We start from the raw sequence: 21594 nt of genomic DNA, 5'->3' as shown, positions 1-21594 counted from the left end.
ATGCCGAAGCGGACAGACATCTCCTCCATTCTCATCGTCGGCGCAGGGCCGATCATCATCGGTCAGGCCGTGGAGTTCGATTATTCGGGCACCCAGGCCGTGAAGGCCCTCAAGGAGGAAGGCTACCGCATCGTCCTGGTGAATTCGAATCCCGCGACGATCATGACCGATCCCGATCTCGCGGACGCCACCTACGTGGAGCCGATCACCCCCGAGATCGTCGCCAAGATCATCGAGAAGGAGCGCCCGGACGCGATCCTGCCCACCATGGGCGGCCAGACGGCGCTGAACTGCGCCCTGTCCCTGAAGAAGATGGGCGTGCTCGACAAGTTCAACGTCGAGATGATCGGAGCCACGGCGGAAGCCATCGACAAGGCCGAGGACCGGCAGCTCTTCCGCGAGGCCATGACCAAGATCGGCCTCGACACCCCGAAATCGCGCCTTGCCAACGCCTCGGCCCTCAAGAAGGCCGACCGCGATGCCTATCTGGCCGAACTGGCTCGCCTGGAAGCCCTCGACATGCATCCGGGCGACAAGAAGCGCGTGATCGCCAGCTACAAGCTCAAGTGGGACGCGGGCGAGAACGACCGGCGCAAGCGCTACCAGGAACACGCCATGGGCGAGGCCCTGATCGCGCTGTCCGAGGTGGGCCTGCCGGCCATCATCCGCCCCTCCTTCACCATGGGCGGCACCGGCGGCGGCATCGCCTACAACCGCGAGGAGTTCCTCGACATCGTGGAGCGGGGCCTCGACGCCTCGCCCACCAACGAGGTGCTGATCGAGGAGAGCGTGCTCGGCTGGAAGGAGTACGAGATGGAGGTCGTCCGCGACAAGGCGGACAACTGCATCATCATCTGCTCCATCGAGAACTTCGATCCGATGGGCGTGCACACCGGCGACTCGATCACCGTGGCCCCGGCCCTGACGCTCACCGACAAGGAATACCAGATCATGCGCGACGCCTCCCTGGCGGTGCTGCGCGAGATCGGCGTCGAGACCGGCGGGTCGAACGTGCAATTCGCGATCAACCCGGAAAACGGGCGCATGATCGTGATCGAGATGAACCCGCGCGTATCGCGCTCCTCGGCGCTGGCCTCCAAGGCCACGGGCTTTCCCATCGCCAAGGTCGCGGCGAAGCTCGCCGTCGGCTATACCCTGGACGAGATCGCCAACGACATCACAGGCGGCGCGACGCCCGCCTCCTTCGAGCCCACCATCGACTACGTGGTCACCAAGATCCCGCGCTTCGCCTTCGAGAAGTTCCCCGGCGCCGAGCCGACGCTGACCACCGCCATGAAGTCCGTAGGCGAGGCCATGGCCATCGGCCGCTCCTTCCCGGAATCGCTGCAGAAGGCCTTGCGCTCGCTTGAGACCGGCCTCACGGGCCTCGACGAGATCGAGATCGAAGGCCTCGGCAAGGGCGACGACAAGAACGCCATCAAGGCGGCTATCGGCACGCCGACTCCCGACCGGATTCTGAAGGTCGCCCAAGCCCTGCGCCTCGGCATCAGCCATGACGAGGTCTATGCCTCCTGCAAGATCGACCGCTGGTTCCTGGAGCAGCTTCAGGCCATCGTCGACATGGAGGCCAAGGTGAAGGCTCACGGTCTGCCGCAGACGCCCGGCGCCTTCCGTCAGTTGAAGGCCCTCGGCTTCTCGGATTCGCGCCTCGCCGTACTGGCCCACAAGTCCGAAGCGGAAGTCCGCGAGTTGCGCCGCTCGCTTTCCGTGCGTCCGGTCTACAAGCGCATCGACACCTGCGCGGCGGAGTTCGCCTCCCCCACCGCCTACATGTACTCGACCTATGCGGCTCCCTTCGCGGGCAAACCCGCGGACGAATCCAATCCGTCCGGGGCCAAGAAGGTCATCATTCTCGGCGGCGGTCCGAACCGCATCGGCCAGGGCATCGAGTTCGATTATTGCTGCTGCCATGCCTGCTTCGCGCTCAAGGACGCGGGCTATGAAACCATCATGATCAACTGCAACCCGGAGACGGTCTCGACCGACTACGACACCTCCGACCGGCTCTATTTCGAGCCGCTGACGCAGGAGGACGTGCTGGAGATCATCGAGACCGAGCGCTCCAAAGGCGCGCTCCATGGCGTCATCGTGCAGTTCGGCGGCCAGACCCCGCTCAAGCTCGCCCGCGCCCTGGAGGAGGCCGACGTGCCGATCCTCGGCACCTCGCCGGACGCCATCGATCTCGCCGAGGATCGGGACCGGTTCAAGCGCCTGCTCGACAAGCTGCACCTGAAGCAGCCGAAGAACGGCATTGCCTATTCGGTGGAACAGGCGCGCCTCATCGCGGCCGATCTCGGCCTGCCCTTCGTGGTGCGCCCGTCCTACGTGCTCGGTGGCCGGGCCATGGCGATCATCCGCGACGAGGCCCAGTTCGAGGACTACCTGCTCGGCACCCTGCCGAGCCTGATCCCCTCCGACATCAAGGCTCGCTACCCCAACGACAAGACGGGCCAGATCAACACGGTCCTGGGCAAGAACCCGCTGCTCTTCGACCGCTACCTCTCGGACGCGATCGAGGTGGACGTGGATTGCCTGTGCGACGGCCGGGACAGCTTCATCGCCGGCATCATGGAGCATATCGAGGAGGCCGGCATCCATTCGGGCGATTCCGCCTGCTCGCTGCCGCCGCGGTCGCTCTCGCCGGAGATCATCGCCGAACTGGAGCGTCAGACGAGGGCTCTTGCCCTCGCGCTCGAGGTCGGCGGCCTGATGAACGTGCAATACGCCATCAAGGACGGCACGATCTACGTGCTGGAGGTGAACCCTCGCGCGTCCCGCACCGTGCCCTTCGTGGCCAAGGTCATCGGCGAGCCCATCGCCAAGATCGCCGCCCGAATCATGGCGGGCGAGAGCCTGGCCAAGTTCGGCCTGACCCCGAAGGAGCTGCCGCATATCGGCGTGAAGGAGGCCGTGTTCCCCTTCAACCGCTTCCCAGGCGTCGACGTCCTGCTCGGCCCTGAGATGCGATCGACGGGCGAGGTCATCGGTCTCGACCGCAGCTTCGGCGTCGCCTTCGCCAAGAGCCAGCTCGGCGCCGGCAGCCAGCTTCCCAAGACCGGAACCCTGTTCGTCTCCGTGCGCGACTCCGACAAGGAGCGCATTCTGCCGGCCGTACGGATGCTGGAAGAGGTCGGATTCCAGGTTCTGGCGACGGCCGGAACCCAGAAGTTCCTTGAAGCGCAGGGTGTGAAGGCCAAGCGGATCAACAAGGTCCTGGAAGGCCGCCCCCACGTGGTCGACGCCATGAAGAACGGCGATATCCAGCTCGTCTTCAATACCACCGAAGGAGCGGGTGCCCTCTCGGATTCCCGTTCACTACGACAAGCTGCCCTCTTGCATAAGATACCTTACTACACCACTCTTGCAGGAGCGGTCGCCGCAGCCGAGGGCATCAAAGCATACCTCAGCGGCGATCTCGAAGTCCGGGCACTTCAGGAATACTTTGCCTGAGGCATCCGGCCTCACATTGGAACTGCGAAGCTTCTGGTAAGTTTTCGTTGACATGCGAGGGCGCTGGCGACAGCGGCCTCGTACCTCTTTTTGGACGAGACAAACGATGGACAAGGTCCCTCTGACGATCAAGGGTTTTGCGGCGCTCGAGGAAGAACTCAAGCACCGGCAGCAGGTGGAACGCCCCCGGATCATCCAGGCGATCGCGGAAGCCCGCGCGCTTGGCGACCTGTCGGAAAACGCCGAATACCATGCCGCCAAGGAAGCCCAATCCCTCAACGAAGGCCGGATCCTTGAGCTCGAAAGCCTGATCTCGCGCGCCGAAGTCATCGATATTGCGAAGCTCTCCGGTGACCGGATCAAGTTCGGCGCCACGGTGAAGCTCGTTGACGAGGACACCGAGGAAGAGAAAACCTACCAGATCGTCGGGGAGCCCGAAGCGGATGTCCGCTCGGGCCGGGTTTCGGTGGCCTCCCCCATCGCCCGCGCCCTGATGGGCAAGACCATCGGCGACACGGTGGAGGTGTCGACCCCCGGGGGCGGCAAGTCCTACGAGGTCGTCGGCGTCCAGTTCAGCGCCTGATTGGTAACGAGGGGGCAGAAACGATGAGCAATCCGATGATGTCCCTTTACTCCCGCCGCTCCCTCCTGAAAGCCTTTGCCTGTGCCGGTCTCGCCGGCGCAGGCTTCGCCATGCCTGCCGGCGCCCAGAGCTTCCCGCAGGCCTTCTCGTCCTTCTCGGTCGATGTGAGCGTCCTCAAGGACAAGGGCCTCGGCCCCTTTGCCGACCTCGTCGGTGCCGCCGCGTTCGACGAATTGCAGCGCTCCTTTGCCGACCGGATCGACCCGCGAGGTCCGCGTCTCGTCCTGCGCCTGACGAGCATCTTTCTCACGACGTCGCCTGACGGCGGGATCGGATACAAGGGCCGGGGCGGCGGCAGCGGGCACGACTCCGTGGAGGGCGAGGCCCTAGCCGTCGGCCGCAGGGGCGAGGTCCTGGCCAGCCATCCGATGCTGGCGGTGCGCGACGTGAACACCAGCACCCTGACCCCGAACGAGCAGGGCCGCGCCGTAGCAGTGGCACAGCATTACGTGCGCTGGCTCAGGCGGCAGATCTGATCCGCACGCGCTTTCCTGTCGCTCGCCTCTCGGGAGAGACAGCGCAGGTACCAACCAAGCGGCTCGGGGGACCAGGACGGGGTTCACGAGGTTGCCTCGTGGCGGCTCCAACCGGGCTCATAATCTCCTCGTCATGGTCGTCCCCGGACTTGATCCGGGGATCAGTCCCGGCCATCCCGATCCTATGAAGCATCGCGCTTTTCCGAGCGGGATCACCGGCACAAGGCCGGTGATGACGGGGAGGGTGGGAGCGGGGTGGCACTGCTGTGATGCAACGCTATGTTCTCACTTTGTTCTTGACACAGGGTTGCATCTGAGCTATACTCTTGTGCAGATCGGTTCCTGCGAGGGGCGCGCTCGCGAGGCGTCGCAGTGACGGGAGCCGGCACGGTCCTGCGGCAGGCCTCGCACGCCTGGGAGCGCAGGAGGCCGACCTTGGGTGTCGTCCCAGCTGGTCCGCCTGAAAAGAACCGTGCGCGAGGTGCCGTCCGGCTCTTCCATCTCCCACCATCAGCATCGAGCCGGGCCGCCTCTCGCGCCACCCTCGATCCACCGCAAGGCTCGCAGCGTAAGCTGCGGGCCCCAAGGTGCTGGCTCCAAGGGATTGCCCTGTGACATCACACACGCAGCAGATGAAATCAGCATCCACACCTGTCATGGCCGCTGCGGACCGGGCTCCGATCGGCGGGTGGACGCAGACAGCCTCAGCCCTCGGCTTCTACGACATCCTCGATCGGCACCAGCGGCTCGTCCTTGATCAGGTCGAGGGTGAGCGCCGTGCGGACGTTGCGCACGTTCGGCAGGGAGGTGAGCTCGGACACGAGGCCTTGGAAGGAGGCGAGATTCGGGGCCACGCATTTCAGGATGAAGTCGATATCGCCCGAGAGGGTCCAGCACTCGCGGACCATGGACCAATCCTTTACCCGCTGCTCGAATTCCTGCAGCTCCTTCTTGCCCTGGATGTCGAGCTGCACCATGGCGAAGCAGACGATCTCGAAGCCGAGATTCTTCGGATCGAGAATGGCCCTATAGGCCTTGATGATCCCGGCGCTTTCCAGCGCCCGCACCCGACGCAGGCATGGCGGGGCCGACAAGCCGACCCGACGGGCGAGCTCCACATTGGTGATGCTGCCGTCGGCCTGCAGTTCTTTCAGGATGGCCCAGTCGATGGAATCGAGGCGTCCGCGCACGGTAACTCCGCTCAGGCAGGATCAGGCAATGGGAACCGACCGGTCGCCCTGATCATGCGGCATCTGGTCAAAAAATCTCGTCTTGGCTGAGTAGACCGTGTAGAGGGTCTGCACAAGAAGGACCGGCGATTAAGTCGCAACGAACTTCATGAACTCCACAGGCTCGTTGATCGAATGTTGCGCAAGGATACCGGCCTTATTACCTGGGTGCTGACCGATGGCAAGGTCGGGGACGAGCTGCAGGCCCTGAGCGTGACCGAAGCCCTCGGCCTCGCCGCGGAGATCCGCCGGATCAAGCCGAAGCCTCCCTTCAGCTGGGTCATGCCCTGGGGACCCATCGACCCTCGCGAGCGGCCTGGCTCCCCGAACAGTCCCCTAGCGCCCCCCTTTCCCGACCTTCTCGTCGCTTCTGGCCGCCGGGCGGTGGCCTATCTCCGCCACGTGAAGCGGGCGACCGGCGGGCGAGCTTATACGGTCTTCCTCAAGGATCCCCGTACCGGTCCGGAGACGGCCGACTTCATCTGGTCTCCGAGCTACGACCGTCTGCGGGGGCCGAACGTTCTCAACACCCTGACCCCGCCCCACCGGGTCTCGGCCAAGCGGATCGAGGAGGCGCGGTCCCATCCCGATCCGCGTCTGGTCCATCTCTCCCATCCGCGCGTCGCCGTGCTGGCCGGTGGCGACAGCCGTCATCATCGATTCACCGACAGGGACGTTTCCCGCTTCGTCCAGCATCTGACGGCCGTGGCCGAGACCGGAGCCGGTCTGATGGTCACGGCCTCGCGCCGCACGCCGCCGGCCCTGCGAGAGGCTCTGAGGGGCCTTGCCGCAGAGCACGGGGGTTTTTTTTGGGATGGCGAAGGCGAGAACCCCTATGTGGGCCTTCTCGCCCTGGCGGATTTCGTCGTCGCGACAGCGGATTCCTTCAACATGATCGGCGAGGCCGCCGTGACCGGCCGGCCGATTCTGGTGTTCGAGCCCTCAGGGGGCCATCCGAAACTGGATGTTTACATGCAGGCCCTTAAAGCCCATGGAGTTGTGCATCCCTTCGAGGGTCGTCTTGAAGGACGGCCCTATGAACCACTAAATTCAACACCCAAGGTCGCGGAGGCCATAGCCGAGGGTTTGAGCCGCCACCGCCGCGCTCTTGGCCTGCCGGATATTGCCTTGTCACTGGAGACCCCCTGATGGCCCATTCTCACGCCAAGCTCATCATCATCGGCTCAGGGCCGGCGGGCTACACGGCGGCGATCTACGCGGCGCGCGCCCTGCTCGAACCTGTGATGATCTCCGGTTTCCAGCCCGGCGGGCAGCTCATGATCACCACGGACGTGGAGAACTATCCGGGCTTCGCCGACGTGATCCAGGGCCCGTGGCTCATGGAGCAGATGCGGATGCAGGCCGAGCATGTGGGCACCCACATGGTCTCCGACCACATCACCAAGGTGGACCTGAAGCAGCGCCCCTTCCGGCTGGAGGGCGATTCCGGCCAGACCTATACCTGCGACGCGCTGATCGTCGCCACCGGTGCGCAGGCCAAGTGGCTCGGCCTGCCGTCCGAAGGCCAGTTCCAGGGCTTCGGCGTCTCGGCCTGTGCGACCTGCGACGGCTTCTTCTATCGCGGAAAAGAGGTCGTGGTGGTCGGCGGCGGCAATACCGCCGTCGAGGAGGCGCTCTACCTCGCCAATCTCGCGTCCAAAGTCACACTGGTCCATCGCCGGGATTCCCTGCGGGCCGAACGGATCCTGCAGGACCGCCTGTTCAAGCACCCCAAGATTGAAGTGATCTGGAACTCGGCCGTCGAGGAGATCTGCGGCAGCGAGAACCCCTCCTCGGTCACCCATGTGCGGCTTAAGAACATCGTTTCGGGCGAAACGTCGGACTTCAAGACCGACGGCGTCTTCATCGCCATCGGCCACAAGCCCGCGACGGAGCTCTTCACCGGTCAGCTCGACATGAAGTCCGGCGGCTATCTGGTCACGAAGCCCGGCTCCACCGAAACCAACATTCCGGGCGTCTTCGCAGCTGGAGACGTAACGGACGACATCTACCGGCAGGCCGTCACCTCGGCAGGTATGGGCTGCATGGCGGCTCTGGACGCGGAGCGCTATCTGGCGGCCGTGGAGGCGACCCAGGAAGCCGCTGAATAGAGTTTATTCACAATTGGTTAGGCTTCAGGCCGATTTCCTGTTGCGCCGAACCCGCGGCTCATAAGAGATAAGGATTGCCTTGCGTCAGGAGCATGTGGGGCATGAGGGGAATGCCGTGGACTGGGATAAAATCCGGATTTTCTATACGGTCGCCGAAGCGGGAAGCTTCACGCGAGCCGGAGACGATCTCGGATTGAGCCAATCCGCCGTGAGCCGCCAGATCAGCGCTCTCGAACGAGAATTGAAGGCCCCCCTCTTCCACCGGCATGCCCGCGGCCTGATCCTCACCGAGCAGGGCGACCTGCTGTTCAGGGCCGCCCGCGACATGCGCATGCGGCTGGAAACCACCAAGGCGCGCCTTGTCGAGACCAGCGAACGGCCTTCAGGCGACCTGAAGGTGACGACGACGGTCGGCCTCGGCTCGATCTGGCTCGCTCAGCGCATCGCCGAGTTCCTGGATCTCTATCCCGATGTCCGGGTCGAGTTGATCCTGTCCAACGAGGAACTGGACCTCGCCATGCGCGAGGCCGACGTGGCCATCCGCCTGCGCCGTCCCGCGCAGCCCGACCTGATCCAGCGCCGTCTCTTCACGGTGCACTTCCACGTCTATGCCTCGGCGGACTACCTGAAGCGGTTCGGCGAGCCCAAGACCCTGGCGGATTTGGACGAGCACCGGATCGTCTCGTTCGGCGGCGACCAACCGTCCTATCTCATGGCCGTACACTGGCTCTCGACCGCTGGACGCGAGGGGGGCGAGCCGCGCCAATACCACTACGTCGTCAACAACATCACGGCCCTGAAGCTGGCGGTCGAGACGGGAGCCGGCATCGCGGTGCTGCCGGATTATGCGGTGGTCGGCAATCCGGACCTGATCCAGATCCTGCGCGACGTCGAAATGCCGTCCCTCGACAGCTATCTCGTGTATGCCGAGGAAATGCGCTCGGTCGCCCGCGTCCAGGCCTTTCGGGATTTCCTGATCTCGAAGGCGCAGCGCTGGACGTTCTAACCGCCGAATCCTCTGCCAAGCTCGATGGCTGCTGGGATTTTGTCTCCCCGATGACGGAAGCCATGCACCAGGCGCAGCCCTTTTATGAGGCATGCTGCATTGCAAATGAGCGCCGTGCGGCCGATATCACCTGTGGCTGATTTCAACGCGGCACCGCTTTCTTCCTCCCGGCGCTGCCGTGTCGGCCGTTCCCTCTGGAAGGTTTTGACTTTTGTCGGACCTCTACTTTAGCCGGGCTTCGAGCCCGGCTTTTTTCTTTTTCAGGGTTGAAGAATCCGTCAGCGGGGCTGGCCCTGCTCAACCTCCTCCTTGAGCGCGCGGCGCAGGACCTTGCCCACATTGGTTTTCGGCAGGGTGTCCCGGAACTCGATCCGGCGCGGTACCTTGTAGCCGGTCAGGTTCTCCCGGCAGAACTCGCGCAGCTCGTCCACGCTGAGAGCCTGATCCTTCCGGACCACATAGGCCACCACCACCTCTCCCGAATGTTCGTCCGGCAGGCCGATGACAGCGGCTTCCATCACGCCTGGATGCTTGACGATCACCTCTTCCACTTCGTTCGGGTAGACGTTGAAGCCGGACACGAGGACCATGTCCTTCATCCGGTCGACGATCTTGACCTGACCGTCCGGTAGGATCACCGCCACATCGCCGGTGCGGAACCACCCGTCCGGTGTCATGACCTTCGCGGTCTCATCCGGACGCTGCCAGTAGCCCGCCATCACCTGCGGTCCCTTCACGCAGAGCTCTCCCCGCTCGCCGGCCGGAAGCATCGTCCCGTCGTTGGCCCGGACGGAGACGTCCGTCGACGGCAGCGGATAGCCGATGGTGCCGGTGAACTCCTCGATGTCGAGCCGGTTGGCGCAGACGACGGGCGAGGTCTCGGACAGGCCGTAGCCCTCGACGATGGGCTGGCCGGTCACGTCCTTCCACTTCTTCGCCACGGCCTCCTGGGTCGCCATGCCGCCGGAGACGGCGAAGACCATCTGCGAGAAATCGACCTTCTCGATGCCCGGCGCGTTGGCGAGCGCATTGTAAAGCGTGTTGAGGCCGGACATGAGCGTGATGCGGCTCTTCTGCAGCGTCTTCACGAAGCCCGGAACGTCGCGCGGATTGGCGATCAGAAGCTGGCACCCGCCGATCCTCGTCATCAGCAGCGCGCAGACCGTGAGGGCAAAGATGTGATAGAGCGGCAGGGCCGTGACCATCACGTGATCCTCGCGGTCGCCGAAGAACGGCAGCATCCAAGCTTCGCACTGGAGCACGTTGGCCGCCACGTTGCGATGGAGCAGGGTCGCGCCCTTGGCGATACCTGTCGTGCCGCCCGTATATTGCAGGAAGGCGATGTCGTCGGACGAAATGGCGACAGCCTGGGCTTTCCGCTTGGCGCCCTCGGCCACGACGGACTTGAAGGCGACGGCCTGCGGCAGGCTGAAGGGCCTGACCGCCTTCTTCACATGGCGCGAGACCAGGTTGACGATGGCCCCCTTCAGGCCGAGCAGGTCGCCCGGCGTGACGAGAACCACGCGATCCAAGGTCAGATCCGGCAGGGCTTCTTGGACTGTCGCGGCGAAGTTTTCGAGCACGAACAGGAACCGCGAGCCGGAATCCTTGAGCTGATAGGTCAGCTCCCGTGGGGTGTAGAGCGGGTTGACGTTGACCACCGTGCCGCCGGCCAGCAGGATCCCGAACAGGATCGCCGGGAAGGCCATCACGTTCGGCAGCATGATCGCCACCCGGTCGCCCTTCCTCAGCCCTTGTCCCTGCAGCCAGGACGCCACCGCATCGGCCTCGCGCCCGAGCGCCGCATAGGTCATCCGCTTGCCGAAGCTCTCGACCGCGGGCCGGTTCGGGTAATCGGCCACGGCCCTGCGGAACATGTCGTTGAGCGTGCCGATGCCGGCTTCATCGATGGTGTGGGGAACCTGCGCGGGGTAGGACCTGAGCCAGGGGCGGGTCGTCAGAAGATCCTGAGCGCCTGCCGGTGCCGGCGCCTGGGTCGTGGCATTCATCATCATCCTCCGCTTCGCGGCGAGGTATACTTCATGGGAGATGGCGTCTCCATCAAAGCTTAACTTGGCGTGGACCGGTCCATTTGTCGATGGAAATAGTTTAGAGCTGAACGATCGTATGATGCTGTCTGAATATTCACCCCTCCCGTCATCACCGGCCTTGTGCCGGTGATCCCGATCCGAGGAGCGACGCGCCTCACCACATCGGGATGGCCGGGACGAGCCCGGCCATGACGGGAACGGGTGTCGGCACGGCCGATGCTCCCCCCTCGATCTCCTCAATGGGCCTTCTGCAGGACCATCTCGGCCGGGCGGCCGCTCAGCTCCGCCATGTGGTCGAACCGGGTCGAGAAGGTCCCGACGCCGGCGGTCGCCGAGCGCAGCTCGACGATGAGATCGCCGATCTCCGATTCGGGGATGGTGGCGCTGAGCACCTGCCAGCCCGACCAGCCGGGGCGCTCATCGTAGCCCAGGATCTGCCCGCGCCGCCCGGTCACCAGGGCCGTCGCCTTGGACAAGGCCTCGGACGGGATGGTGATCTCGACCGACAGAACCGGCTCCAGCAGCACGGGCTTCGCCTTCGGCAACGCCTCCGCGAGCGCCAGCCGGGCGGCAGCCTGGAATGCCGCATCCGAGGAATCCACCGTGTGGTAGGAGCCGTCCGTGAGCGTCACCGCCAGATCCACCACCGGGAAGCCGAGAGGCCCGCTCTTGAGCGCATCCCGGACGCCGGTTTCGACGGACGGGATATACTGGCGCGGCACCACGCCGCCGGTGATCTGGTCCTGGAACGCGAACCCCTCTCCGCGCGGCAGCGGCCTGATCTCGATCATCACGTCGCCGAACTGGCCGTGGCCGCCGGTCTGCTTGCGGTGCCGCCCCCGGGCGGAGGCCGGCAGCTTGATCGTCTCGCAATAGGCCACCCTGGGCTTGGCCGTCTCGACGCCGACCTGGAACCGGGAGGCGAGCTTCTCCACGGCGACGCGCAGATGCATCTCGCCCTGGCCGTGGAGACGGATCTCGCCCATCTCGGGCCGGTTCTCGACCACCAGCGACGGATCCTCCTCGGTGATCTTGGCGAGCGCGCTCGAGAGGCGCACGTCGTCCTTGCGATCCTTCACCTTGAGGGCCAGCACGTAGACGGGCTCGGGCGGCACGGGCGACACGATGGCCTCGGGCCGCGCCTTGCCTGCCGCAAAGGCATCGCCGGTCGCGATTCCTTCCAGGCGCCCGAACCCCACCGTATCGCCGGCCACGGCCTCCCCTCGGCGGTTCATCGTGCTGCCCACAAGCGTGGAGAGGCTGCCGATCCGCGCCTCCGCCCCGCGGGAGCCGACCACCGTGTCGCCCTCGCGGAAGGTGCCGCGCATGACGCGGGCCAGCGTGAGCTTGCCGCCCTGGCCCATGTGCAGGGTCTTCATGGCCTGAGCGAGCGGCGCGCCTTCCTCGGACAGGCCCAGGCGGGCCCGGGTCTGCGCCAGGCCGGGCGCCTCGTGGCGGAGCGCTTTCAGCAGCCGCGTGATGCCGTTGCCGCGCTCGGCCGAGCCGATCAGGGCCGGCACCACGTGCCGCTCCCTCAGCTCCTTCGAGAGATCGTCGAAGATCTGGTCGCGCGGCGGCTCGATCTCGGAGATCAGCTCCTCCATGAGCGCGTCGTCGTAATCGGCCAGGCGCTCAAGCATGGCGAAGCGCGCTTCTTTCTCCCGCGGCAGTTCGCCTTCGGGCAGGTCCACGATCTCGCTCGGCGCATGCTCGCGATAGATGAAGGCGCGCTCGAGCGCGAGATCGATGAAGCCGACCGCGATGCCGTCCTTCCAGAGCGGGATCTGGCGCAGGAGCAGCGGCGTGCGCGAGGCCTGCTGCAGCAGCGCCAGGGTGTCGCGGATGCGCTGGGTCGCCGTGTCGATCTTGTTGATGAAGAGGAAGCGCGGGATGTCCGCCTCCTCAAGCTCCCGAAGGATGATCTCGAGCGCCGGGATCTTGCGCTCGTCCGCCTCGCAGACGACGATCGCCGCGTCACAGACCGGCGTGACGTTGCGCATCTCGTGCAGGAATTCCGTCGAGCCGGGGCAGTCCACGAAGGTCATGCTTTCTCCGAGGAAATCGACCGTCGCCACGTTGGGCTCGATGCTCATGGCGTGGGCGCGGGCTTCCGCGCTCGCATCGCCGACGCTGTCCCCGTTGGACACGCGGCCTGCCCGCGAGATCGCTCCGGTGCGCTCCAGGATCGCTTCCAGGAGCGTGGTCTTGCCGCTCTGAAACGGGCCGACGATTGCGATGCATCGCGGGCCCGAACCTAGTCTGCCGTTGGGTGCCATAGGACGTATCCTCCCTGCCCCCACTTCTCAGCGCGCTCTTCACGGACGCGTTACCGTGAATGCTCTGCCTCCGGTGGTGAGTTGGCAAGAGGTCATTTCGGGGCACCCGCGCAAGCGAAAGCAGCCGCGCTTGCGTTCGGCCGCTCTGCACGACCATGCATGGCACCCTCTCGCGTTATGATACCCGCGACGTCATCACCGACCTTGTGCCGGTGATCCCGATTGGAGAAGCGCCGCGCCGCAAGCAAGCGGGATGGCCGGCACAAGGCCGGCCATGACGTGGCAGGTCTGAGAAGGCCCCGTGATGAAGGTGGTGAGACCCGCCGTCCCTACCTGGCCCGGCGCAGCTCGAAATCGGCGACGCCGAGGGCGAAGTTGAAGCCGGTCTGGCCGCCCACCGAGACGGGCTGGAGCGAGATGCTCCGGTTCGAGCCGCCGACCAGCACATTGGCCCCGACGCCGGCTCCGGCGGTCGCCTCGGCGGCCCCGCCCACATAGCTGCCGGCGAGCGATCCGGGCGCCACGCTGCCGCGGGAGAACACCGCCCAGGTGAGGATACCGCCACGGGTCGCCCCGATGTCGAGGCCGAACCGGCGGATCGACCCCACATAGCGCTCGTTCGGCCCGCGCCGCGGATTGAACGTGCACAGGGTTGTTCTCTGCGAGGTGACGATGAGCCCGATCCCGCCCGACACGCTGCAGGACAGGACCCCGACCCGCCCCCGGTTCTGCGCCTGGGCCTCGGTGGCCCCGAGCGAAGCAAGTATGGCAAGAGCGGCAACGGACAGAGCGGCGCGGCGCATGGGGATCTCCTGGAGCGTGGTCAAGCTTAGCGGTCAACGGCCAAGCCGCGGCGGCGTTCCATACGGCGGACAGGGACTTTGGATCGTGGCTCAGTGTCGTCCTTCTCGGCCGTCATGGCCGGGCTTGTCCCGGCCATCCCGATGAATTGAAGCGCCGCGCTTCTCCAATCGGGATCACCGGCACGAGGCCGGTGATGACGAGGGAGGAGCAGCACAGGACATTTTGAGCCATCCCGTCAGATTGAGGGCGAGATCGACGAGCCAGCCTCGGACCTCCGTCCGGCCTGCGACGGCAATGACGCTGTCGGCCTCTCTTTTCGGAGAGTAGCCCAAGGGAAGACTTGCCTCTATACAACGTAACATTAAGAGGCGGCTGGGGGGCCGCTTTTTTGTTGATTGAGAGGCCGACCATGTTCCTGTCCGTGCAATCCGTCTTCAAGCCGACGAGCGACCTGATTCAGAGCTGGATCTCAACCAAAGCCGATGGCACGGGAGGAAATGCCGAAAGTCGTGCTCCCCAGTTCAGTCTAGATGGACGCTATGTGGTGTTTGAGAGTGACGCCAATAACTTGGTTGCCGGCGACACCAACAATTATGCCGATATCTTTCTTAAAGACCTGACAACCGGCGAGATCACCCGCCTTTCGACCGCAGGCAACACACAGGCAAACGACAGTAGCTACGCCCCTCGGTTCAGCCCGGACGGACAGTACGTGACGTTCATGACCGGTGCTTCCAATCTGGTTGCGGGTGACACCAACAATCGCTTCGACATCCTCCGCAAGGATCTGACAACCGGCGAGATCACCCGCCTCTCCCTAACGGAGCAAGATGAAGAGGCGAACGACGGCAGCTACCAGGCGCAATTCAGCCCAGACGGACATTACGTCATATTCTCGAGCGACGCGTCCAACTTGGTCGCTGGCGACACCAACGGGCAACGCGACATCTTCCGCAAGAACCTTGACACCCAGGCCATCACTCGCCTGTCCACCGCAGTCGATGGCGCACAGGCAACAGGCTATAGTTCCAACCCTGCAATCAGCCAGGACGGGCGCTTTGTGGTGTTTGAAAGCACCGCGTCCGACCTAGTTGCCGGCGATACCAACAATCGCACCGACATCTTCCTCAAGAACCTGGACACTCAGGCTATTACCCGAGTCTCCACTGCCGCAGATGGAACGCAGGCGAACAACGGTAGCACTAACGCTCAGGTCAGCTCGGACGGGCGGTATGTGGTGTTTGAGAGCAGCGCCTCCAATCTCGTTGCCGGCGACACCAACGATCGCGCCGATATCTTTCTTAAAGACCTGACAACCGGCGAGATCACCCGCCTCTCGACCGCGGCGGATGGGACTCAAGCAGACGATACCAGCAATAATGCTCGGCTCAGCCCGGACGGGCGCTATGTGGTGTTCACAAGCGGCGCCTCCAATCTCGTTGCCGGCGGCACCAACGGAAATGACCACATCTTCGTCAAGGATCTGACCACCGGCTCCGTCACACTCCTCTCCGCAGCAGTAGACGGAGCTCAGGCTAACGCCGCTAGTTATACGGCTCAGTTCAGTCCGGATGGGCGCTTCGTGGTGTTCTCCAACGAGGCCTCCAATCTCGCTCCCGCCGACAGCAACAACCAAGCGGACCTCTTCCTGGTCAACCTGCTGTACAAGGCCAACGCGGTGGCCATCCTGGACGGACGCTTCATCGAGACGACGCTGGGCGTCGGCAACGCGTCGAGCGTCAGCATCAATTGGGGCGACGGCACCAGCACCACCCAGGCGCCTGTCGCCGGCAAGGTCAGCCTGCACCACGCCTATGCAACCACCGGCGCCAAGAATGCCGTCGTCACCCTGGTCGAAGGCGCCCTGACCTGGAACGTGGCGCACACCGTCGATCTCGCAACTGGCACGATCGTGCGCAACACGAACCTCGCCGACACGCTCACGGGCGGCCAGGGCAGCGACGTCCTCACCGGCGATGCCTTCCGCAACATCCTCAACGGTGCAGGCGGCAACGATAGGCTCGACGGCGGCGCTGGCGCCGACGTGATGAACGGCGGCAATGGCGACGACACCTATGTCGCCGATGGAGCGGACACGATCGTCGAAGCCGCCGGCGGCGGCATCGACAGCATCCTGGCAAGCAGCAGCTTCTCGCTGGCTGCCTTCGCCGAGGTGGAGAACCTCACCGCCGCAAACGGTGCTGCCGGCGTGACGCTCACGGGAAATGCGCTCGCCAACATCCTCACCGGCAATGCGGGCGCCGACCGGCTCTCCGGCGGAGTGGGCAACGACCGGATCATCGGCGGGTTCGGCAAGGACAATCTCACCGGCGGCTCGGGGCGCGACGTGTTCGCCTTCGACGACCGGGACACGAGCGCGTCGAAGAGCCGGGCCGACTACATCCTCGATTTCTCGCGCCGGCAGAGCGACCGGATCGACCTCAAGGCGATCGATGCCAACACGCGAAAGAGCGGCGACCAGAAGTTCTCGTTCATCGGCCCGAAGGGCTTCAGCAAGGCGGGCGAGCTGCGCGTCGAGAAGACGAAGAGCGCAACGTACGTTTATCTCAACACGGACAACGATAAGTCCGCGGAAGCGGTGATCAAGCTCAAGGGCGCGCTCGACCTCCAGAAGGGCTGGTTCGTGCTGTAGGAGACGGGTCGGCCATTCTGCTGATGGAAAGCGCCGCGCCCGTACAAGCCCGCCACTATCATCCTTCCCACGTCATGGCCGGCCTTGTGCCGGCCATGACGTGGGAGATGAATGGACGTCAGTGGCTCACGAGAAACGGATCGCAGGCCTTCTCCTCTCCGTCCTGGAGAGAGGGCAACGTCACCCATCCTGATGCTCGCCGCGCTTCACGATGCGCATGGCCGTGATGGTCACGGGGCCGGCGCGAAGAAGATTCATAGCCGAGACGATCATTTCGGCCAAGCGCTCGGGCGCGACATGGTCACCCTCGATGTCGAGGAGAAAGTCCTTCGCCTCCACGTAGCCGCCATTGGTGAAGTCGACGCGGGCGTCGAACTTCACGCGGTGCGTGGAGGCGGGATTGGCCCGGTAAGGCTCGGCCGCAGGATCCGGATGGAAGGTCCGCGGCAGATCAATCATCGCAACGATCCGCAGAAGCGCTGGATGCGGTGGCAGGCGTCTTCCAGCGCGGCGTTCGACGTGGCGTAGGAGATGCGGAAGTTGGGGCCGAGACCGAAGGCCGAGCCGTGCACGGCGGCGACGCCTTCCGCTTCCAGGAGCTCGGACACGAAGTCCTCGTCCGTCGCCAGCACCTTGCCCGACGGCGCGGTCTTGCCGATGGCCTCGGCGCAGGACGGATAGACGTAGAAGGCACCTTCCGGCATCGGGCACTTCAGGTATTTCGACTGATTGAGCATGGAGACCACGAGGTCGCGGCGCTCCTGGAACGCCTGCTTGAAGACCTTCAGGTGATCCTGCGGCCCATCGAGGGCTTCCACGGCGGCCCATTGGGCGATCGAGGTGGCGCCGGAGGTCTGCTGGCCCTGCACGAAGTCCATGGCCTTGATGAGATGCTCGGGGCCCGCCGCGTAGCCGATGCGCCAGCCCGTCATGGCATAGGCCTTCGACACGCCGTTCATGGTGAGCGTGCGCTCGTAGAGGTTCGGCTCGACCTGCGCGGGGGTGACGAACTCGAAATCGCCGTAGGTCAGGTGCTCGTACATGTCGTCGGTGAGCACCCACACGTGCGGATGGCGCATCAGCACGTCGGTGATCGCCTTCATCTCGGCGCGCGTATAGGCCGCGCCCGTCGGGTTCGACGGCGAGTTGAGGATGATCCACTTGGTCTTCGGCGTGATGGCGCGCTCGAGCGGCTCGGGCTGGAGCTTGAAATTGTGCTCCATGGTGCAGTCGACGAAGACCGGCGTGCCGCCGCACAGGCCCACCATCTCGGGATACGACACCCAGTAGGGCGCCGGGACGATGACCTCGTCGCCCGGATTGAGCGTCGCGAGCAGCGCGTTGTAGATCACCTGCTTGCCGCCGGTGGACACGATGGTCTGCGAGGGCTTGTAGTCGAGGCCGTTCTCGCGCTTGAACTTGCGGGCGATGGCCTCGCGCAGCGGCACGATGCCGGAGACCGGCGTGTACTTGGTCTCGCCGCGCCGGATGGCCGCAATGGCCGCTTCCTTGATGTGGTCGGGCGTGTCGAAATCCGGCTCGCCGACGGAAAGGCTGATCACGTCCCGCCCCTGGGCTTTCAGGTCCCGCGCTTTCTGCGTGATGACAATGGTCGCAGACGGCTTGATGCGGGAAAGGGCGTCAGACAAAAAGCCCATGGGAATCCTCCGAGCGGGGCGTTAGAAAGGGACCGTGACGGCGGCGGACCCTAATGCGGCCAAGCCGCCCAAGCAAGCAAAACAGCCTGCCTCAAACGGGTTTTTCCAGGAGACGCCTTTTCCGATGAGCACATCCGTCACCCGCCGCCTCGCGCTCGGCCTCGTTGCCGGCGCGGCCCTCTTCGCCGGCGTAGCCTCCGCGCAGGACTTCCCGAACCGCGTCATCAAGATGGTGGTGCCCTACCCGGCCGGCGGGCCGACCGACGTGATCGCCCGCATCGTGGCGGAGGAGATGGGCAAGTCCCTCGGGCAGAACGTGATCGTCGAGAACCTGGCCGGCGCTTCCGGCGCGGTCGGCACCCGGACGGTCGCCAAGGCGGAGCCCGACGGCTACACCATCGTGTTCGGCAACAACCAGACCCACGGGAACAACATGTTCCTGCTCAAAGAGCCGGGCTACGACGCGGTGAAGGACTTCGCGCCGCTGGCCGGTGCGGGCGCCTTCGAGCACGTCTTCGTGGTCAAGAACGACCTTCCGGCCAAGACCATTCCCGAACTGATCGAGATCGCCAAGAAGGACCCAGGCAAGCTCAATTACGGCTCGACGGGCGTCGGCTCCGGCTCGCATCTGGCGACCGAGCTCTTCATGGCCCGCACGGGCATCAAGATGACCCATGTGCCGTTCCGGGGCGCCGCTCCCCTGGTGACGGAGCTCATGGGAGGCCGCATCGACGTGTCGAACTCCACCCTGCCGAGCGTTCTGTCCCAGTTCCAGGCCAGCCAGATGCGCGCCATCGGCATCGCGAGCCCGCAGCGCAACCCGCAGGCGCCGGACGTGCCCACCCTGCGCGAGCAGGGCATCACCGATGCGGATGCGGAATCCTGGGCTGCCTTCTTCGCCCCGGTGAACACGCCCAAGCCTGTCCTCGACAAGCTGTCGGGCACGATCATCGCGATCCTCAACAGGCCCGACGTGAAGGAGCGCATCACCAAGCTCGGCTTCACCCTGAACGTGCGCGACCCGGAGGCCTTCAAGCCTTATCTGGCCAAGGAAATCCAGACCTGGGCCGAGATCATCAAGGCGGCCGGCATCAGGGCCGAGTGAATCTGCCAGGTGTCATTCCCGGCCGGAGCGCGGCGGAGGGGAAGGGAATCCACCCGCACACGCTATGCCATAGATCCCCTTCCCGATCCTGCGGATCGCCGGGGATGACACCCTCGCGAACCTGTTGGAGAAGACCACATGCCGTTCCACCAAGGCCGCCTCATCGACCACGTTCACCTGCGGGTCTCGGACCTCGAGGCGAGCCGGCGCTTCTACCGTGCCGTCCTGGAGGCCCTCGGCCGCGCGTTCACCTCCGAGAGCCCGGAGCATTTCGCCTGCGACGAATTGTGGGTGGACCGGGCGGACGGGCCGGGCTCGCGCGTCCATATCGCCTTCCAGGCACGGGACAGGGAAGCGGTCCACGCCTTCCATGCGGCGGCCCTCGGCGCGGGCGGGCGCGACAACGGCGGGCCGGGAGAACGGTCCTATCATCCAGGCTACTACGCCGCGTTCGCTTTCGACCCGGACGGGCACAACATCGAGGCGGTCCATCACGGGCCGGCGGAGCGGTCGGCGGAGTCGGTGGTCGTCACCCCGAAAGCGCGGGTCTAGCCTGCCACAATGGTTAATGATTCGTTAACGCCGATACTTAGCCCGAAATCCCGATGCGACACTTTCGGACAGGGCGGGAACTTTCTTGAATCACACAGGTTTTTCCTGCAAGCACCCTTCGGTTGCAGGGGATCGGACCCATGAAGACCATACGACCAAGAAACGCCTATCACGTTTCCTCCCGCGTCCACCGGCTCGATCCGCGCCAGGAAAGCCGCTGCTCGCTGGCCCTGGTCATGCTGCTGGGCCTTGCCACGCTCTCCGTCATGGCCACCACACAGACCCTCTCGGCTCAGGACACGAAAGCCATCCACGTCTATTCACCGCGATAACGCGTGAGTGAACGGCGGCACGGTTGACCGCCTCTCCTGGAAGTTTAGCTCTCCGGCATCGGAACGACGGAGAGATTCCCAGATGCTGAGCCCCCGTATCGCCCTGGCCTGCGCCCTTGCACTCGGCGCCATTCCTTCCGCCCTGGCCCAGGACACCCAGCGCTTTCGCACCGACAAGGTCGAGGTGATCGTCGAGACGGCCGCACGCAATCTCGAAAATCCCTGGGGTCTCGCCTTCCTGCCCGACAATCGCATGCTGGTGACCGAACGGCCCGGCCGCCTGCGCATCGTCGACGCCGACGGCAAGCTCTCGCAACCGGTCCAGGGCGTCCCGCGTGTTGCGGCGCGCGGCCAGGGCGGCCTTCTCGACGTCGCCGTCGATCCGAACTTCGCGCAGAACCGTCTCGTCTATCTGAGCTATGCCGAGGATCGCGGCGAAGGCCGCGCCGGCACCAGCGTGGCGCGCGGGCGCCTCAACGTGGACGGGACGGCCCTCGAAGCCGTCCAGGTCGTCTTCCGCCAAGAGCCGACCCATACGGGCAACAACCACTGGGGCTCCCGCCTCGTCTTCGACCGCGAGGGCCATCTCTTCGTGACGCTGGGCGACCGGTTCGACCTGCGAAACCAGGCCCAGAACCCGGCGAACCACATCGGCAAGATCGTCCGCATCAAGCCCGACGGCGGCGCCGCGCCGGGCAACCCGTTCCTGAACCGGGAGGATGCCCGGCCGGAAATCTGGTCCCTCGGCCACCGCAACCTGCAATCGGCCGCCCTCCATCCGACGACGGGGGAACTCTGGACCGTGGAGCACGGGGCGCGGGGCGGCGACGAGGTGAACATCCCGCAGAAGGGCAGGAATTACGGCTGGCCCGTCATCTCCTACGGGGTCGATTATTCCGGCGCCAAGATCGGCGAGGGCACGAAGAAGCCCGGCCTTGAGCAGCCGGTCTATTATTGGGACCCGTCGATTGCCCCCTCGGGCATGGCCTTCTACACGGGCGACAAGTTCCCGGCCTGGCGCGGCAGCATCCTGGTCGGGGCGCTCGCCGGCAAGCTCGTGTCCCGGCTCGAGACCAACGGCAACCGGGTCACCGGCGAAGAGCGGATGCTGCAGCAGCTCGGCGAGCGTATCCGCGACGTGCGCCAGGGACCGGACGGCTTCGTCTATCTCCTGACGGATTCCCGTAACGGCCGCATCCTGCGGATGAAGCCGGCGACGTGAGCGGT

General features: G+C 65.0%; 17 protein-coding genes. 11 read left to right on the top strand and 6 right to left on the bottom strand.

Annotation, left to right across the window (positions count from 1 at the left end; translation table 11 throughout):
- From carB to VB672_RS00575, 3 genes are all read left to right on the top strand, one after another.
- Positions 1-3471 carry a carbamoyl-phosphate synthase large subunit gene (gene carB, locus VB672_RS00585; RefSeq protein WP_329782220.1) on the top strand — a complete coding sequence of 1157 codons (3471 nt, stop codon included), beginning with the start codon at positions 1-3 and terminating at the stop codon, positions 3469-3471.
- A 106-nt stretch (positions 3472-3577) separates the two neighbouring features.
- Complete coding sequence (greA, locus tag VB672_RS00580; RefSeq protein ID WP_329782219.1) at positions 3578-4054, top strand: transcription elongation factor GreA; 477 nt, start codon at positions 3578-3580, stop codon at positions 4052-4054.
- 35 nt (positions 4055-4089) lie between these two features.
- A complete protein-coding gene (locus tag VB672_RS00575) occupies positions 4090-4590 on the top strand; it encodes a hypothetical protein (RefSeq protein WP_329782218.1) in 501 nt (166 codons plus the stop codon).
- A 704-nt stretch (positions 4591-5294) separates the two neighbouring features.
- Here the strand turns inward: VB672_RS00575 and VB672_RS00570 are convergent.
- On the bottom strand, positions 5295-5780 hold the full coding sequence (locus tag VB672_RS00570; protein ID WP_329782217.1) for an Lrp/AsnC family transcriptional regulator: 486 nt from the start codon (positions 5778-5780) through the stop codon (positions 5295-5297).
- Positions 5781-5954: 174 nt separating this feature from the next.
- On the opposite strand from VB672_RS00570, the gene VB672_RS00565 reads away from it, so the two are divergent.
- The 3 genes from VB672_RS00565 (at position 5955) to VB672_RS00555 (ending at position 8936) form a co-directional block, all read left to right on the top strand.
- Positions 5955-6968, top strand: coding sequence for a mitochondrial fission ELM1 family protein (locus VB672_RS00565; protein WP_329782216.1), 1014 nt, complete (start codon positions 5955-5957; stop codon positions 6966-6968).
- Positions 6968-7930 carry a thioredoxin-disulfide reductase gene (gene trxB, locus VB672_RS00560; protein WP_329782215.1) on the top strand — a complete coding sequence of 321 codons (963 nt, stop codon included), beginning with the start codon at positions 6968-6970 and terminating at the stop codon, positions 7928-7930. The genes VB672_RS00565 and trxB overlap by 1 nt, the downstream gene beginning before the upstream one ends.
- Positions 7931-8045: 115 nt before the next feature.
- Entirely contained in the window at positions 8046-8936 is an 891-nt protein-coding gene (locus tag VB672_RS00555; protein ID WP_329782214.1) for a LysR family transcriptional regulator, read from the top strand.
- 278 nt (positions 8937-9214) lie between these two features.
- On the opposite strand, the gene VB672_RS00550 is transcribed toward VB672_RS00555, so the two are convergent.
- The 3 genes from VB672_RS00550 to VB672_RS00540 form a co-directional block, all read right to left on the bottom strand.
- Positions 9215-10945 (bottom strand): AMP-binding protein, encoded by a 1731-nt coding sequence (locus tag VB672_RS00550; RefSeq protein WP_329782213.1) that lies wholly within the window; start codon positions 10943-10945, stop codon positions 9215-9217.
- A gap of 278 nt (positions 10946-11223) precedes the next feature.
- The gene (locus tag VB672_RS00545) at positions 11224-13263 is read right to left on the bottom strand and encodes an elongation factor G (protein WP_329782212.1); all 2040 of its coding nucleotides are present in this window, start codon (positions 13261-13263) and stop codon (positions 11224-11226) included.
- Between the two features lie 329 nt (positions 13264-13592).
- A complete protein-coding gene (locus VB672_RS00540) occupies positions 13593-14066 on the bottom strand; it encodes a DUF992 domain-containing protein (protein WP_329782211.1) in 474 nt (157 codons plus the stop codon).
- 410 nt (positions 14067-14476) lie between these two features.
- Between VB672_RS00540 and VB672_RS00535 the strand changes: the two genes are divergently transcribed.
- Entirely contained in the window at positions 14477-16720 is a 2244-nt protein-coding gene (locus VB672_RS00535; protein ID WP_329782210.1) for a hypothetical protein, read from the top strand.
- Positions 16721-16900: 180 nt separating this feature from the next.
- On the opposite strand, the gene VB672_RS00530 is transcribed toward VB672_RS00535, so the two are convergent.
- Both VB672_RS00530 and VB672_RS00525 read right to left on the bottom strand, forming a co-directional pair.
- Positions 16901-17179 (bottom strand): hypothetical protein, encoded by a 279-nt coding sequence (locus VB672_RS00530; protein WP_329782209.1) that lies wholly within the window; start codon positions 17177-17179, stop codon positions 16901-16903.
- On the bottom strand, positions 17176-18378 hold the full coding sequence (locus tag VB672_RS00525; RefSeq protein ID WP_329782208.1) for a pyridoxal phosphate-dependent aminotransferase: 1203 nt from the start codon (positions 18376-18378) through the stop codon (positions 17176-17178). The genes VB672_RS00530 and VB672_RS00525 overlap by 4 nt, the downstream gene beginning before the upstream one ends.
- Before the next feature lie 124 nt (positions 18379-18502).
- Here VB672_RS00525 and VB672_RS00520 point away from each other — a divergent pair, with 124 nt between their 5' ends.
- The 4 genes from VB672_RS00520 (at position 18503) to VB672_RS00505 (ending at position 21589) form a co-directional block, all read left to right on the top strand.
- The gene (locus VB672_RS00520; RefSeq protein WP_329782207.1) at positions 18503-19483 is read left to right on the top strand and encodes a Bug family tripartite tricarboxylate transporter substrate binding protein; all 981 of its coding nucleotides are present in this window, start codon (positions 18503-18505) and stop codon (positions 19481-19483) included.
- A gap of 138 nt (positions 19484-19621) precedes the next feature.
- Positions 19622-20035: a VOC family protein gene (locus VB672_RS00515; RefSeq protein WP_329782206.1), complete on the top strand. Its 414-nt coding sequence runs from the start codon at positions 19622-19624 to the stop codon at positions 20033-20035.
- Positions 20036-20175: 140 nt separating this feature from the next.
- Entirely contained in the window at positions 20176-20367 is a 192-nt protein-coding gene (locus VB672_RS00510; RefSeq protein ID WP_329782205.1) for a hypothetical protein, read from the top strand.
- Positions 20368-20449: 82 nt separating this feature from the next.
- Complete coding sequence (locus tag VB672_RS00505) at positions 20450-21589, top strand: PQQ-dependent sugar dehydrogenase (RefSeq protein ID WP_329782204.1); 1140 nt, start codon at positions 20450-20452, stop codon at positions 21587-21589.
- Positions 21590-21594: the final 5 nt, after the last annotated feature.

Source organism: Microvirga sp. CF3016 (genome assembly GCF_036314085.1).
GTDB lineage: Bacteria > Pseudomonadota > Alphaproteobacteria > Rhizobiales > Beijerinckiaceae > Microvirga.
The sequence above is the reverse complement of the archived record's forward strand: the minus strand, read 5'-3'. Positions and strand labels throughout refer to the sequence as shown.